Here is a 768-nt window from a genome sequence, read left to right on the forward strand (position 1 = left end):
GAGGGTGCCGAACCACTGTCACAAGCCGGGAAACACCCGGAGCGCTCACCAGCCGCAGGTAGCTGGTTCTCCACCCCTGGTCGGGGTGTGTTCGGCGCGCACACAGCATGCCGCGCCGAGCGCGACGACGAAAGGAACGCATCCCATGCGCAAGTCCATGAAGACCTCGATCACCCTCGCCACCACGGGCGCGCTCGTCCTGACCGGTGCGGCGTTCGGTATCTCCAGCGCGAACGCGGCGACGCCGAACGTGCACACGATCTCCTCCTCGTCCGAGTCGAAGATCCCCGCCCCGGTCGCGTCGGTGCCCGAGGTCCTCGGCGGCAACACCTCCGTCGCCCTCGACAGCGGCTTCACCGACGCGCTGACCGCGCTGAAGCTGACCCCGGGTGTCTCCGGCAACGCCAAGCTCGAGAACGGTGCGGTCTCGTTCCCGATCACGTCGGGTTCGGTGACGTACTGGAGCCCGGACGGCAACTACCGCCCCTACGTGCAGGGTCTGCTGAACCACGACGACTCGGGTCTGACGCTGCAGGCCGGTGACACCACGGTCACGCTGGAGAACTTCGTCGTGAACCCGGGCTCGTCCAAGCTCTACGGTGACGTCCTGGTCAACGGCAAGGTCGCCGTGTCGAACGCGTACCTGTTCTCGCTGCACGGTGGCACCCTGAAGCCGCTGCAGCTCGAGGGTGACAACGCCATCCTCACCGGCACCACCGTCCACGTCTCCGACGACGCCGCGAAGCTGCTCAACGACACCTTCAAGAC

Annotated in this window: 1 protein-coding gene; it reads left to right on the plus strand. The window is 66.8% G+C overall.

Annotated features, from left to right (window positions below):
• Positions 1-145: 145 nt before the first annotated feature.
• Positions 146-768 (plus strand): ABC transporter substrate-binding protein (locus tag QUG92_RS17085; protein ID WP_289460084.1); only part of this gene is annotated, 623 nt, incomplete at its 3' end.

The organism is Curtobacterium citri (assembly GCF_030362955.1).
Classification (GTDB): Bacteria; Actinomycetota; Actinomycetes; order Actinomycetales; family Microbacteriaceae; genus Curtobacterium; species Curtobacterium citri.